General features: G+C 70.2%; 10 protein-coding genes, 1 tRNA gene and 1 pseudogene. 3 read left to right on the top strand and 9 right to left on the bottom strand.

The genetic code is table 11. From position 1 onward, the window contains the following. Positions 1-25: 25 nt before the first annotated feature. From ABZS71_RS23865 to ABZS71_RS23830, 8 genes and pseudogenes are all read right to left on the bottom strand, one after another. Positions 26-98, bottom strand: a tRNA-Arg gene (locus ABZS71_RS23865). Between the two features lie 234 nt (positions 99-332). After that, positions 333-2,123, bottom strand: a complete 1,791-nt coding sequence (locus tag ABZS71_RS23860; RefSeq protein WP_356213329.1) for an IucA/IucC family siderophore biosynthesis protein — start codon at positions 2,121-2,123, stop codon at positions 333-335. Then, positions 2,120-2,734: a GNAT family N-acetyltransferase gene (locus ABZS71_RS23855; protein ID WP_356213326.1), complete on the bottom strand. Its 615-nt coding sequence runs from the start codon at positions 2,732-2,734 to the stop codon at positions 2,120-2,122. Before ABZS71_RS23855 ends, ABZS71_RS23860 begins: the two co-directional genes overlap by 4 nt. Continuing rightward, on the bottom strand, positions 2,731-4,038 hold the full coding sequence (locus ABZS71_RS23850; protein ID WP_356213323.1) for a lysine N(6)-hydroxylase/L-ornithine N(5)-oxygenase family protein: 1,308 nt from the start codon (positions 4,036-4,038) through the stop codon (positions 2,731-2,733). The genes ABZS71_RS23855 and ABZS71_RS23850 overlap by 4 nt, the downstream gene beginning before the upstream one ends. 72 nt (positions 4,039-4,110) lie before the next feature. Further along, a complete protein-coding gene (locus ABZS71_RS23845) occupies positions 4,111-5,688 on the bottom strand; it encodes an aspartate aminotransferase family protein (protein WP_356213320.1) in 1,578 nt (525 codons plus the stop codon). A gap of 253 nt (positions 5,689-5,941) precedes the next feature. Then, positions 5,942-6,823, bottom strand: a complete 882-nt coding sequence (locus ABZS71_RS23840) for a siderophore-interacting protein (protein WP_356213317.1) — start codon at positions 6,821-6,823, stop codon at positions 5,942-5,944. A gap of 49 nt (positions 6,824-6,872) precedes the next feature. Further along, positions 6,873-7,901: an ABC transporter substrate-binding protein gene (locus ABZS71_RS23835; RefSeq protein WP_356213314.1), complete on the bottom strand. Its 1,029-nt coding sequence runs from the start codon at positions 7,899-7,901 to the stop codon at positions 6,873-6,875. Positions 7,902-8,055: 154 nt separating this feature from the next. Further along, positions 8,056-8,873: pseudogene (locus ABZS71_RS23830) on the bottom strand (PDR/VanB family oxidoreductase); the annotation flags it as partial. Positions 8,874-9,073: 200 nt separating this feature from the next. On the opposite strand from ABZS71_RS23830, the gene ABZS71_RS23825 reads away from it, so the two are divergent. Next, on the top strand, positions 9,074-9,295 hold the full coding sequence (locus ABZS71_RS23825) for a hypothetical protein (protein ID WP_356213311.1): 222 nt from the start codon (positions 9,074-9,076) through the stop codon (positions 9,293-9,295). Positions 9,296-9,298: 3 nt separating this feature from the next. Here the strand turns inward: ABZS71_RS23825 and ABZS71_RS23820 are convergent, their stop codons facing one another. After that, entirely contained in the window at positions 9,299-11,239 is a 1,941-nt protein-coding gene (locus ABZS71_RS23820; RefSeq protein ID WP_356213308.1) for a GAF domain-containing protein, read from the bottom strand. 276 nt (positions 11,240-11,515) lie between these two features. Between ABZS71_RS23820 and ABZS71_RS23815 the strand changes: the two genes are divergently transcribed. Next, the gene (locus ABZS71_RS23815) at positions 11,516-13,159 is read left to right on the top strand and encodes a methane monooxygenase (RefSeq protein ID WP_355845281.1); all 1,644 of its coding nucleotides are present in this window, start codon (positions 11,516-11,518) and stop codon (positions 13,157-13,159) included. A gap of 129 nt (positions 13,160-13,288) precedes the next feature. Then, positions 13,289-14,320 carry a 2Fe-2S iron-sulfur cluster binding domain-containing protein gene (locus ABZS71_RS23810; protein WP_356213305.1) on the top strand — a complete coding sequence of 344 codons (1,032 nt, stop codon included), beginning with the start codon at positions 13,289-13,291 and terminating at the stop codon, positions 14,318-14,320. Positions 14,321-14,367 lie beyond the last annotated feature (47 nt).

Raw genomic sequence — 14,367 nt, 5'->3', positions numbered from 1 at the left:
GCCCCTGAACTGGCCCTTAGTCGTGTGCCCCCGGCAGGATTCGAACCTGCGACACCCGCTTTAGGAGAGCGGTGCTCTATCCCCTGAGCTACGGAGGCGTGTACCCGGTCCTCCTGCTGGTGGCAGGGGGAGGTACCGGGGACAGCCTAGCGGACGGGGGAAGGGGCGGGTGCGTCCCCCGGGAGCTCTGGGTCACGCCCTTGTGGATCTTGTCGGTGGGGCCATGGCCTGGGGGGATGTCGCCCCAGGCCAATGGCCCGGCCCTGGGGCCCGGGGCGGCCCCGGATCGGCCGCCTGATCGCCCCTCCGCCGCGCCCCCGGCCGCTTGATCATCAGGCCCCCGGGCGGAAGCCCGCGATCGGGTTCGGCAGGGTGCCCATGAGCTGGAGGGCGCCGGACGGGTCCTGGAGGTCGACCATTTCGCGGTTGTTCCGGAGCTGGAGCCGGTTGAGGCAGGACAGGGCGAAGTCGTCGGCGAACATGTCGTACTGGGTGAATTTGTCCGAGAGGTGCGGTACCGACTCCTGGTAGGCCAGCACGCAGGCGGCGACCGTGCGCCAGAAGGTCTCCTCCTCCAGCAGGCCGTCGCTGACGAGGATGCCGTTGAGAAAGCGGAGGAAGCAGTCGAAGACGTCGGTGAAGACGGAGAGCAGCTTCTTGTCCTCGGGGACGTCCGCGCGGATGCGTTCGACGGCCGGGGGGAGGACGGCGGTCGGGTCCATGACCGCGATCTCCTCGGCGATGTCCTTGAAGATCACCCGCTGGACCGCGCCGTCCTCGATGACCAGGATGACGTTCTCGCCGTGCGGCATGAAGACCAGGTCATAGGCGTAGAAGCTGTGCAGCACCGGGGTGAGGTAGGCGTCGAGGTAGCGGCGCAGCCAGGCGGCGGGGGTGAGGCCGGATTCCTCGATGAGGGCGCTGACGAAGGACGCGCCGTCGCTGTCGGTGTGGAGCAGGGACGCCATGGTGGCGAGGCGCTGGCCGGGTTCGAGGGAGGGGACGGGGCTTTCGCGCCACAGCGCGGCGAGCATCTTGCGGTACGGGGAGTACCGGTTTGTGGCGGCCTCGTACTGCCGGTGGTGGTAGCCGATGGCGGCCCGTTCGCGGATGATCGAGAAGCGGGCGGAACGGAAGATCTCGTCGGAGGAGATCAGCCCCGCCAGCCAGTCGTTGATGGCCGGGGTGGCCTCCATATAGGCGGCTGACAGGCCCCGCATGAAGCCCATATTGAGCACCGACAGGGCGGTTTTTACGTAGTGCTTGGAGGGGGCCGTGGTGTTGAAGAAAGTACGGATCGACTGCTGGGCCAGATACTCGTCGTCGCCCGGGCCCAGGCAGACCAGATGCTGCCGGGCGACCTCGGCGGCGAAGCTGACCGACAGCTTGTTCCACCACTGCCAGGGGTGCACGGGCAGCAGGTGGTAGTCGGCGAGGTCGAGGCCGAGGCCGGTCAGGGTGGCCGCGAAGCGGGCGCGGGTCTGCTCGCTGAGCTCCGAGTGGATCAGCTGCTCGTAGTCCAGGTCGGCGCAGGACGTGAACGTGGCGCTGTCGCGGTGGGCGGCCAGCCAGATCAGCCGGACGTGGCTCGCGGTCTCGGGGGCGTACGAGAGGTATTCGTGGATGCCGAAGCCGAGGCGGCCGTTGTTGGCGACGAAGCAGGGATGGCCCTCGGTCATCCCGGTCTCGATTTCCTGGAAGCCGGACTTGGCGAGTTCGGCGGCGCCGACGGCCGGCTCGGCGGCCAGTTTGTAGGCGGTGCCTGAGAGGGTGGAGCTGATCTCCTCCAGGTAGACGGGGAGGATGTCCTCGCTGAGGCCGAGGGCGGAGCGCAGCTCGATGAAGAAGTCGAGCGAGTCCAGTGGCAGTTCGGCGCCGTCGCGGCCGTGGCGGGTGATGCTGTCCGCGTCGACCAGCCAGTGGTCCAGTGACAGTACGCGGGCGGCAAAGCGGTAGGTCGAGGCGCTGTTGTCGCTGGTCACGGCGTAGCGGCCGTCGTTCTGGCGCTCGGGTGTGAGCAGGCGCTCATGCGCGAACTCGGCGAGTGCCTTACGGATGAGGAGGCGGCCCGCCCGCTCCCACAGGTCGGGGGTGAGGTGGGCGACGGCGTCGCGGGGGCTCATCGGGTCACTCCTTGGGTGGCACGTACGGGGGTGGCACGTACGGCGCCTTCGGCACAGGCGGCCTCGAACCGCTCGCGGGTGCAGATGCTGAGGTAGGCGTCCTTCTCCGGTGTGGCGATCCGCTCGACGATCTCGAAGCCGACGGCCGCGTTGAGCGCGTGCACCGCCGTATTACGGACGTCGGGTTCGACCACGACGCGGCGCACGGCCGGATCGGCGAAGCAGAACTCCATGACGGTCGTGATGACGGCGAGGGTGAAGCCGTGCACCGGGGTGTCGGTCGGCGCGCACAGGAAGTGCATGCCGACGTCACCCGGCCGGGGCTCGTACAGGCCCACCAGCTCGACCTCCGAAGGGTCGTAGCCTTCGGCGAGGAAGGCCGGGCGGCCCTCGTGCAGGCCGATGAAGGCGTCGTGGTGCGGATGCTCGGCGATCCTGCGGTACTCGGTGGCGACCTCCGCCTCGTCCGCCTCCTGCATCATCCAGAAGGACGCCTTGGGGTGGGTCACCCAGCCGTGCAGCAGCGCGGCGTCGGCCGCGGGGTCCAGGGCGCGCAGGGCGAAGGCGCCCAGCCGGTCGTCGGTGCGTGCGAAAAGGGGGAAGACCGTCATGACGCAGCCCCTTCCGGCGCGCCGAACTCCTGGAAGGCGATGGACTTCTCCACCGGATAGTGCTCCCGCCCCAGCAGCTCCCGGATGATCCACGCGTTGCGGTACGGGCCCATGCCCAGGTCGGGTGAGGTGAGGCTGTGCGCGTGGGTGGCGCCGTTCTGGAGGAAGATGCCGCGCCCGGTGGTGTCGATGCTGTAGTTACGGGCGACGTCGAAGCGGCCGCGGCCGTCCCAGCGGATGCGGTCGTGCACGGGCTCCAGGAAGGCGGGCACCTGGTAGCGGTAGCCGGTCGCGAGGACGAGTCCCTGGGTGGTGAGCGAGAAGTCCCGCTCCTGCTCCTGGTGGCGCAGCCCGAGGGTGTACGTGCCGGAGGACGCGTCGTAGGAGGCGTCGGTGAGCGCCGTGTTGGTCAGCAGCCGCGTCGGCACCGGGCCGCTCACGCTCTTCTGGTAGAGCAGATCGAAGATGGCGTTGACGAGGTCGGCGTCGATGCCCTTGAACAGGCCCTTCTGCTCGGACTCCAGCCGGTAGCGGGTGTCCTCGGGCAGCGCGTGGAAGTAGTCCACGTACTCCGGCGAGGTCATCTCCAGCGTGAGCTTGGTGTACTCCAGCGGGAAGAAGCGCGGGGAGCGGGTCACCCAGGTGAGCCGGTAGCCGTGGGTGTCGATGTCGGCCAGCAGATCCTGGTAGATCTCGGCCGCGCTCTGGCCGCTGCCGACGAGGGTGATGGACTCCTTGGCCTGGAGCGCCTCCTTGTGCTCCATATAGCGCCCGTTGTGCAGCAGATCGCCGCCGAGGCCCTGGCACGTCTCGGGGAGGTACGGCGGGGTGCCGGTGCCCAGGACCAGGTGGCGGGCGCGGTGCGCGGTGGTCTCGCCGGTGGCGGGGCGCAGGGCGTGCACGGTGTAGAGGGCGTCGGCCTCGTCGTACTCGACGCGGGTCACCTCGTGGCCGAAGCGGACGCTGGAGAGCTTGGCGGCGGCCCAGCGGCAGTAGTCGTTGTACTCGGCGCGCAGCGGAGAGAAGATCTCGCGGATGTAGAAGGAGTAGAGCCGCCCGGATTCCTTCAGATAGTTGAGGAAGGAGTACGGGGAGGTGGGGTCGGCGAGGGTGACGAGGTCGGCCATGAACGGGGTCTGGAGGGTGACGCCGTCCAGCAGCATGCCCGGGTGCCAGTCGAAGTCCGGCTTGCTCTCCAGGAACAGGCCGTCGAGTTCGTCGATCGGCTCGGTGAGGCAGGCGAGGCCCAGGTTGTAGGGGCCGAGGCCGACCGCGATGAAGTCGTGCGGGTGCGGGGTGGACACGTGGGTCTCCGGGTCTCCGGCGGGATGAAGGCGGTGAAGGCGGCTCAGCGGGCGCGGCTCAGCGGGCGCGGCTCAGCCGGCGCGGAAGTGGCTGAGTGCGGGCTCGATGTGAAGGGCCAGGTACTGACCGGCGTGCTCGGCGAGGAGGTCGAGGACGCAACCGATGTCGCTCAGCGAGGTCTCCGGGTTGAGCAGGGTGAACTTCAGGTAGTGGCGGCCGTCGACGACCGTCCCGGCCACGACCGCCTCGCCGGAGGCCGCGAGCGCCTCGCGGGCGTGCAGATTGGCCCGGTCGACGAGGGCGGGGTCACCGTCGTCCCCGGACGGCGGTACGTAGCGGAAGACCAGCGTGGACAGCTGCGGCTGGGTGACGACCTCGTAGCGCGGATCCGTGTCCAGCAGGCTCCATGCCCCGGCGGCCCGGTCCACCACCTCGTCGAAGAGCGCCCCGACGGCGTCCGCGCCCATGATGCGCAGCGTCAGCCACAGCTTGAGCGCGTCGAAGCGGCGGGTGGTCTGGAGGGACTTGTCGACCTGGTTGGGGATGAGCTTCTTGGCGCTGCGCTCGGGGTTGAGATAGTCGGCGTGGTAGGTCGCGTGGCTGAGGGTGGCGCGGTCGCGGACGAGCACCGCGCTGGAGCTGACCGGCTGGAAGAAGGACTTGTGGTAGTCCACGGTCACCGAATCGGCGCGCTCGATGCCGTCGAGGAGGTGGCGGCGGGTCGGGGAGACCAGCAGTCCGCAGCCGTACGCGGCGTCGACATGCAGCCAGGAGCGGTAGCGGGCGCACAGCTCGGCGATCTCGGGCAGCGGGTCGACGGAGCCGAAGTCGGTGGTTCCGGCGGTGGCGACGACGGCCATGACCACCAGGTTCTCGCGGCGGCAGCGGTCCAGTTCGCGGGCGAGGGCGGCGGTCCGCATCCGCCGGTCCTGGTCGCATGCGATGGGGATGACGGCCTCGTAACCGAGCCCCAGAACGGCGGCGGCCTTCTGGATGGAGAAGTGGCCGGCCTGGGAGGTGAGGATGCGCAGCCGCGGCAGGATCTCGGATGTGGCGACGGGCTCCCCGGCCGCGGCGGTCTCCTTCTCCACCAGCGTGCACGCCTCGTCGCGGGCCAGCAGCATCGCGTGCAGATTGGACTGGGTGCCGCCGCTGGTGAAGATGCCGTCGGCGGCCTCGCCGAGGCCGATGCGGTCGGCCGTCCAGTCGATCAGCCGCCGCTCGATCAGGGTGCCGCCCGCGCTCTGGTCCCAGGTGTCCAGGGAGGAGTTGACGGCGGACAGGACCGCCTCGCCGAGCAGCGCCGGGATCACCACGGGGCAGTTGAGATGGGCGAGGTAGCGGGGGTGGTGGAAGTAGACGGCGTCCTTGAGGTAGATGCCCTCCAGCTCCTTGAGCGCGGCGCCCGGGTCGCCCAGCGGCCGTTCCAGGTCGATTCCGGAGATCTCGGGGGCCAGTTCGGCGGGGGTGACGCCGGTGAACGGGCGCACGGTGCGGGCGACGGTGGAGGCCACCAGGCCGACGCCGTCGGTCACAGTGCGCCGATAGCACTCCGCCGTACGGCCGTTGAACAGGTGGGCCCTGCCCTCCGCCGCCCCCGGTATCGACTCCGGCGACGGGTCCTCAGCGGTCTGCGCGAGGAAACTCACGGTCTGTCCCTTCTGGAAACGAGCATGCGGGCGGCGGGGTCTGCGGGCCGGTGGCCTGCGGGCGGGCGTGCGGGGTCTGCGGGCCGGTGGCCTGCGGGCGTGCGGGCGTGCGGGCGTGCGGGCGTGCGGGCGTGCGGGGGCGCTGGACGTGGCGGCCGGGCGCGCCAAGGGGCGCGCCGAGCGGTCAGCCGCCCGTCGTTCAGGTGTGGGTGATGAGGAGGGGGTGAGGGGGTGGGTGGTCGGGTGCCGTGGCTCAGTCGTCGGCCGCGGGGCCGGTGCCCGACACGGCCTCCTCGACGAGCTGCTCCTCGCAGGCGCCCAGGCGCCAGTAGCCGGTGAACGTCACGGCCTTGCGGTCGAAGCCGCGCTCGCGGACCAGATGGCGGCGGACCGCCCGTACCGTCCCGGCCTCGCCCGCGATCCAGGCGTACGGAGTGCCGTGCGGCAGCTCGGCGGCGCGCAGCTCGTCCAGGACGAGGGCGGAGCGCGGGGCGCCGGGGGCGGCGCCGTCCCGGACCAGCCAGGTGATCTCGGCGTTCGCCTCGGTGCGCAGGTCCTGCAGGTCCTCGGCGTGCTGGACCTCGATCCACACCTTCGCCCGGGTGCCGGCGGGCAGCCATTGGAGGATGCCGGCGACGGCGGGCAGCGCGGTCTCGTCGCCGCTGATCAGCACCCAGTCGGTGCCGGGCGGCGGGCGGAAGTCGACCCCGCCGTTGTCGGCGACGACCGGGCCGAGGAGGGTGACGCGGTCGCCGCTCTCGGCGCGGGCGGCCCAGCGGGCGGCCGGGCCGCCGTCCGCGTGGAGCGCGAAGTCCACGTCGATCTCGGCGGGTTCACGGCGCTGTTCGCGCACCGTGTAGGAGCGCATGATGCCGCGGACGTCGGGGTCCATGGCCCGCCAGGTGGCGAACCAGCCCTCGCCGTCCTCCACCGGTACGACCGGGGCGCTCTGGCCGGGGTGCGGCAGGAACAGCTTGAAGCGCTGGTCGCGGCCTCCGGTCGTGAAGTCCTTGAGACACGCCCCGCCGAAGGTGATCCGCGCCATGGACGGCCCGAGCGAACGGGTCCGTACGACCTGCGCGTCGAAGAAGCGGAACGGGACGGCCGTGGGGGTGGTGGTGGCTGCGGTGGTCATGGGGAGGGGGTCTTCCCTTCGCTTGCCGTAAAGCGGCTGGGCCAGCCGGTCAACTGACCTTCTTCGCGTCCTGAATGGCCTTGGTGAGGGACTCGACGAGCGGGGCGGCACCGGCGTACGAGAAGCGCGGCTCGCTGCTCCAGGGGGCGATCTGGCCGGCCTTGACGGCGGGGAGCTTCGCCCAGGTCGGCTTGGCGGTCAGGGCCTTCGGCTGGAGGGTCGCGGTGCGGTTGTCGAGGAAGAGCACATCGGCGCCGTACTTGTCGGCGTTCTCCCAGCTCAGGCTCTCGAAGTAGCCGCCCTTGTCGGGCTTTTCGGGGACGACGAAGTCGACGCCGAGCTCGCTGAAGTAGATCAGGTCGGCGTTGATCTTCGGGTTGGAGACATAGAAGAGATCGGCGCTCGCGGAGCAGGCCATGACCTTGATCCGGTGCGATGTCACGGATTTGCGCAGCGTCTCGGACGCCTTCTCGAACCGCGCCTTGGCGTCGGTGACCTTCTTGGCCTTGAGGTCGGCGCCGAGCGACTCGGCCAGCGCGGCGTAGCGCTTGATGGGCTCCAGCATGGAGACCCGGCCGGTGGTGATGGCGGCGCTCCTGGCCAGCGCGAGGATCTTCTTCTTGCTGTCGTCCGGGAGGTAGAAGAGCGCGCCCGGGTCGTACATGTTGGTGATCAGCAGATCGGGGCCGAGCGAGGCGTACTTCTCGACGTTGAACTGCCCCCAGGTTTGGCCGAGGGACGTCACCTTGTCGACGGGGAGGTCGCCGGCCTGCACATCCGGCGTGCCGTTCTTCAGCGTGGTCGGGCCGAAGACGCCGGTGATCTGCTGGTCGATGCCGAAGTCGTGGAGCGCGGCCGCCGAGCCGATGTAGGCGACGATGTGCTGGGGCCGGCTGTCGAGGGTGATCTTCTGCTTGCGGTCATCGGTGAACGACCAGGAGCCGCCGCCGTCGCCGTCGCCGCCGGAGCCCGAACTGCCCTTGCCGCCGCAGGCGGTGACGAGGGCTCCGAGACCGGCGGCGCCGCCCGCGGCGAGCAGACCGCGACGGGAGAGGGGGAGTGCTCTGGCGTGGCGCATGAAAGGTGTGCCTTCTCTCGATGCATACGGGGAGGTGGCCACGGGACGGCGACCCGAGGACGTAGTTAGGTTAGCCTAACCAACCTGGTTGTCCAGTGGGCGGGGTCATCCCGGCCCCGTCCTCGAGAGGCTTCAGCGGCTTTTCAGGGCCGATTCACAGGTCCAGCACCAGCCGGGAACCGCGGCAGCGTGAGACGCAGATCATCATCGTCTCGCCCGACGCCCGCTCCTCATCGGTGAGCACGGAGTCGCGGTGGTCCACCTCCCCTTCGATGACATCCGTCTCGCACGTCCCGCACGTGCCCTCCTCGCAGGAGTACAGAACCGGCACGCCCGCTTCCAGAGCCGTGCGCAGCACACTGCGCCCCGGCTCCACGGTGAAGGCGAGCCCGGAGCGGCTGAGCGCCAACTCGCAGGAGCCCCGAGCCCGGTTCGGGCCCTGGGTCGTCGCGGGGCTGGAAGCGCTCGGTGCGCGGCGCGCCGTCCGGCCAGGTCCGGCACGCCTCCTCGGCGGCCCGGAGCAGCGGTTCGGGGCCGCAGCAATAGACGAGGGTGCCGGCGGCGGGGGAGCCGAGATACGGGGCGAGGTCGAGCAGCCCGTGCTCGTCCTGTGGGACCAGCCGCACCCTCGCGCCGTAGCGGTCGGTGAGGTGGTCCGCGAAGGCCATGGAGGCGCGGGCGCGCCCGCCGTACAGCAGCGTCCAGCCGGCGCCCGCGGCCTCGGCGGCGGCCGTCATGGGGAGGAGGGGGGTGATGCCGATGCCGCCCGCGATGAACACATAGCGGGCGGCGGCGCGCAGCGCGAAGTGGTTGCGCGGCCCGCGCCCCCGCACCGCCGCCCCCTCGGCGAGGGCGTCGTGCACCCGGGCGGAGTTGCACCCGGGTGGAGCCGCCGCGCCCGGCGGGGGCGCGGAGCACCGCGATCCGCCAGGAGGTGCGGTCGGTCGGGTCCCCGCACAGCGAGTACTGCCGGATCCAGCGGCGTCGTGCCGGGCGAGGAACGCAACGCCCCGGGCCACCTCGTGCGGCAGACCGGCCCGGCACAGCGGTCAGCGCCGGACGATCTGAAGGAACCGATGCGGCCGTGCCCGCCACGCGTCCCCCGTCTCACAGTGAGACGCAGTGTGCCTGCTCGATCCGGCACTCTTCGAGGGACGAGCGGGAGGACGGGCATGCCGATGAAGTCATGGGGACACCGGGAACGACTGGTGGGGTTGTGCTGGTTCGGGGCGCTGGTCGCGCTGTGCGGCGTGGCCGCCACGGTGTCGGGGGTGACGACGGGCCCGGGCCTCGCCCTCGTGGGGACGGTGCTCGGCTGTTGGGAGGCGATCGGGCTGTGGCTGTGGAGCGCGTACGCCACCGGGTCGCGGGACAGCTCGCGGGGACGACGCTGACCGTCAGCCCTTGTCCGGCCCGAGCCTGATCCCGTAACCGGTGATCTTCCGATAGATCGTGGCGCGGGAGATGCCGAGGGCTCGCGCGGCCTTCCTCTTGTCGCCCCCGTGATCCAAAAGCGCCTGGACGATCATGTCGCGCTCCGTGGACTCCCAGGGCGACAAAGGGCGTTGGGCCTGTGAGAGCAGGGACGGCGGTAGGTCGGTCTCCTCGATCAGCGGGCCCGAGCGGTGTGCGTCGGCGTACCGGAGCGACCCCTCGAGCTGATGGACGTTGCCGGGCCACGAGGCCCGGCACAGGGCCCGCAGAGCGCCGTCGGTGCATCGGCCGTCGGCCTTGTTCCGGCCGTGGCGGGTGAGCAGACAGGAGACGAGCGCCGGGATGTCGGCGGTGCGGTGCCGCAGCGGCGGCACCGTGACCTCGACGCCGAGTCTGCCCGTCGGGGTGGTGAAGGCAGAGGCCGTCTCCGCTCCCTGCCGCCTGTCGGCCGCCGTCCCGGTGCCCGGGCGGGGCCGTCCCTCGCCCCACTGCGGGGAGGTGGCGCCGGCGGTCCGGTCCCGGGTGAGCAGCGCCGCCACCCAGCCGGAGCGTCCGGCCGTGGCCCGCAGCACGCCGTCGAGCCGGCCGAGGTCGGGCGCGGGCAGCAGGTCGAGATGGCGCAGTACGACGGTGCCCCGGTCCTCGGAGAGATCCCGGAAGACGGCTTGCAGCCAGCGGGCCGAGCCGTCCCTCGCGTTCGCCGCGTCGTGCACGCCGAACGGGGTCGTGGGGGACACGTGCCGGTGCACGGCCCGGACCAGTTCGAGTTTCCCGGTGCCCGCCTCCCCGTCCACGAGCGTCCAGCGCCCTTGTTCGCAGTGGCGGATCAACTGGGCGACGACACCGCGGAACACGGGGCTGGAACCGGCGACTCCGGGCAGGCGGGGCACCTGGCCCGTGCCGCGCGGGGCGGACTGCTCCCGGTCGGCGACGAGGCGAAGCTCGATGAGATAGGCGACCGGGCCCTTGTCGGGCGCCTCGCCGTCCACCTGCCGTCCGCGCACCTGCGCCGTCCGCCCGTCATTGAGGAGCAGCCGCTGCTCGTGCCGTTCGGAGAGGCTGCCGGCGAGCTCCCTGAGCCTGCGGTGGTCGGCCGGGCTGAGCATCTCCGTCGCGGCGGCGTCGGCGAGCAGCAGACCGTCGGTGAGCGTGACCAGCGCCCGCTGTGAACTGGGACGGGACGTCAAGAAGGCGCGCAGTGCGGCGCGTTCGCGCTCCGAACCGATGTCGAGGAGGCGCTCCTCGATGTCGGCGGCGGCCTCCCGGACCAGCGCCAGCATCAGCGGTGAGGCGCTGTGCTGCCACGAGGTCAGGTCAATCAGACCGAGCACCCGCCCGCTGGCCGGATTGCGGATCGGAGCGGCAGCGCACGACACCCGCTGGAGCCGCTCGGAGAAGTGTTCCGAGCCGAACACGTGTGCGGTACGGCCGTCCTCGGCAGCCGTTCCGATGCCGTTCGTGCCGACGTACTCCTCCGCGTAACTGAACCCGGGCGCGAGGCAGATGTCGTCGAGGTGGTGGTGCAGGGCCCGGTCGCCGGTCCTGCGCTCGCGCACCCGCCCCTTGGAGTCGGTCAGAATCAGGCACATCGGGGTGCCATGGAGGGCTTCGGAGAGCCGGTCGAGGACCGGGCGGGCGGCGGTGGCGAGCCGCGAGTGCGGGTCGAAGTCAGCGTTGTAGGGCGCCTCGATGCGATCGGTGTCCACGCCCCAGAAGCGTGAGCGCTGCCAAGAGTCGAGGATGGGCGGCCGTACCTCGGCGGACGGGACGCTCTCGCCCTCCAGGAACATCGTGCGCGCGCGGGCCGGGTTGAGGTGCGGAACGGGTCGGTCCCGGCCGAGCGCCGAGACGGTGTGCGACGGCTTCGTCGGTGCCGTCTCTTCCATGGGGTCCACAGGTTCCATCAGTCTGTGCGCCTTCTGCCGTGCGGTCACGCTGCGGGTTCCGGTGCTTCCGCACGTTACGACCGGCTGTCCTGTGGTGGCCATACCCGTGTCCGGAAGGCTGTCTCAACTTGAGACGTACGGATATGGCGTGCGCCCCCACGATGGTCGACATCCCGGTCACAGACGGCAGTGCGCCGCCGCGGAACCGGGCCCACCGAGGATTCCCCAAGCGCTCGGCTTCGCTTGAGCAGAGGGGACCTCACCGCCGCCGAGTCAGCCGGAGGAGTATCACCCGTGAGCCGACAGAGCCTGAGCAAGGCGCACAAAAAGATCACTGAGCTGTCGTGGGACCCCACGTTCGCGACCCCGGCCAACCGCTTCGCCACCGACTACCGCTTCGACAAGGCGCCCAAGAAGGACCCGCTCAAGCAGGTCCTGCGCTCCTACTTCCCGATGGAGGAGGAGAAGGACAACCGCGTCTACGGCGCGATGGACGGCGCGATCCGGGGCAACATGTTCCGGCAGGTCCAGCAGCGCTGGATGGAATGGCAGAAGCTGTTCCTGTCCATCATCCCGTTCCCCGAGATCAGCGCGGCCCGCGCGATGCCGATGGCGATCGGCGCGGTCCCCAACCCGCAGCTCCACAACGGGCTCGCGGTGCAGATGATCGACGAGGTACGGCACTCGACGATCCAGATGAACCTCAAGCGCCTCTACATGAACCACTACATCGACCCCGCGGGGTTCGACATCTCCGAGAAGGCGTTCGCCAACTGCTACGCCGGCACCATCGGCCGCCAGTTCGGCGAGGGGTTCATCACCGGTGACGCGATCACCGCCTCCAACGTGTACCTCACGCTGGTCGCGGAGACGGCATTCACCAACACCCTGTTCGTGGCGATGCCCGCCGAGGCCTCCGCCAACGGCGACTACCTGCTGCCCACCGTCTTTCACTCGGTGCAGTCGGACGAGTCCCGGCACATATCCAACGGCTACTCCATCCTGCTGATGGCCCTCGCCGACGAGGAGAACCGCCAACTGCTGGAGCGCGACCTGCGCTACGCCTGGTGGAACAACCACTGCGTGGTGGACGCCGCCATCGGCACGTTCATCGAGTACGGCAGCAAGGACCGCCGCAAGGACCGCGACAGCTACGCCGAGATGTGGCGCCGCTGGATCTACGACGACTACTACCGGTCGTATCTGATCCCGCTGGAGAAGTACGGCCTGAAGATCCCGCACGACCTCGTCGAGGAGGCCTGGAAGCGGATCTGGAACCAGGGCTACGTCCACAAGGTGGCCCAGTTCTTCGCCACCGGCTGGCCGGTGAACTTCTGGCGCATCGACGGCATGACGGACGACGACTTCGAGTGGTTCGAGTCCAAGTACCCGGGCTGGTACGCGGAGTACGGCGCCTGGTGGGAGGCGTACAACCGGCTCAGGCACCCCGGTGCCAACAAGCCGATCGCCTTCGAGGACGTCGGCTACCAGTACCCGCACCGCTGCTGGACGTGCATGGTGCCGTGCCTGGTCCGCCAGGACATGGTGGTCGACAAGGTCGACGGCCAGTGGCGCACCTACTGCTCCGAGACCTGCGCGTGGACGGACACCACCGCGTTCAGGCCGGAGTACGAGGGCCGGGCGACCCCGTCGATGGGCCGGCTCACCGGCAAGCGCGAGTGGGAGACCTGCTACCACGGGCAGGACCTCGCCGACATCGTCAAGGACCTCGGATACGTGCGCGACGACGGCAAGACCCTCGTCCCGCAGCCGCACCTGGACCTCGATGACCCGAAGAAGCTGTGGACGCTCGACGACATCCGGGGCAACACCTTCATCAGCCCCAACGTGTCGCTCAACGAGATGTCCGACGAGGAGCGCGAGGCGCACGTCGCGGACTACCGCAGCCGCAGCAACATCACCCCGTCGATGTTCTGACCCGTATCGCCAGGGGCCGGAACGCTGCCCCTATCGCCAGGGAGGGAACAGCAGGGGCGCGCCGCCGTCGCGGGCACCACCAGGTGGGGCGCGCCCCCGCCGGACCCCCCTCCCGGAAAGCTGGTCCTTGTGGGCGACAAGCACCACATCCGATTCGAACCGGTCGGCATCGAGATCGAGGCCGACGAGGACGAGACCGTACTCGACGCCGCGTTCCGCCAGGGCGTCAATCTCATGCATGGCTGCAAGGAGGGCCAGTGCTCCTCCTGCAAGTCGTTCCTGCTCGACGGCGACCAGCAGATGGAGCGCTACTCCACCTTCGCGCTGGCCGACTACGAGAGTGAGGAGGGGTACGTCCTGCTCTGCCGGACGCACGCCTACGGCGATCTCAGCATCGAACTCATCAACTACGACGAGGAGATGCTGCTCTCCGGCATCCCGCCCCGCCAGACCCGTGCCGCGGTCGCCGCCGTGCAGCCCCTCACCCACGACATCACCCGACTCGTGCTCGATGTCGACCCCGCCGACGAATTCCCCTACCGTACTGGGCAGTACGTGGACATCGAGGTGCCGGGAACCGACCAGCGGCGGTCCTTCTCCATGGCGGGTCTGCCCGCCGAGGGGCCGGGCGGCAAGCTGGAGTTCATCATCAAGCGCTACCCGGGCGGAAAGTTCTCCGGGATGCTCGACGGGGCCCTGAGCCCCGGCGACCCGCTGACGGTCAGGGGCCCCTACGGCACCTGCGTGATGCGCGAGGCTCCGGACCGCGACCTGATTCTGCTCGCGGGCGGCGCCGGCATGGCCCCGATCCTGGCCCAGCTGTGCGGCCTGGCCGCGACCGGCAGCACCCGGCGCACCCGGTTCTACTACGGGGCGCGTACCGAGCGGGACCTGTTCGCCCTCGACGAAATCGCCGCACTCGGCGCGCGGCTCGCGGACTTCGCGTTCGTGCCCGCTCTCTCCGAGGGCGCCTCGGGCAGCTACGAGCAGGGGCTGATCACCGAGGTCGTCGACCGGCACGAGGGCGACCTGTCGAGCGCCGACGCGTATCTGTGCGGACCTCCGCCGATGTGCGACGCCGCGATGGAACTGCTCACCGGCAAGGGCATGCCCGAGGAGCGGATCTTCCTGGACAAGTTCACCACGTCCACCGGCACCTGACATGCCGACAGCCGATCAATCAGTACTGAACCTCACTTCACCCGACC

It is taken from the genome of Streptomyces sp. NPDC005393, assembly GCF_040606675.1.
Classification (GTDB): domain Bacteria; phylum Actinomycetota; class Actinomycetes; order Streptomycetales; family Streptomycetaceae; genus Streptomyces.
This window is presented reverse-complemented; position numbering and strand designations above follow the sequence as displayed.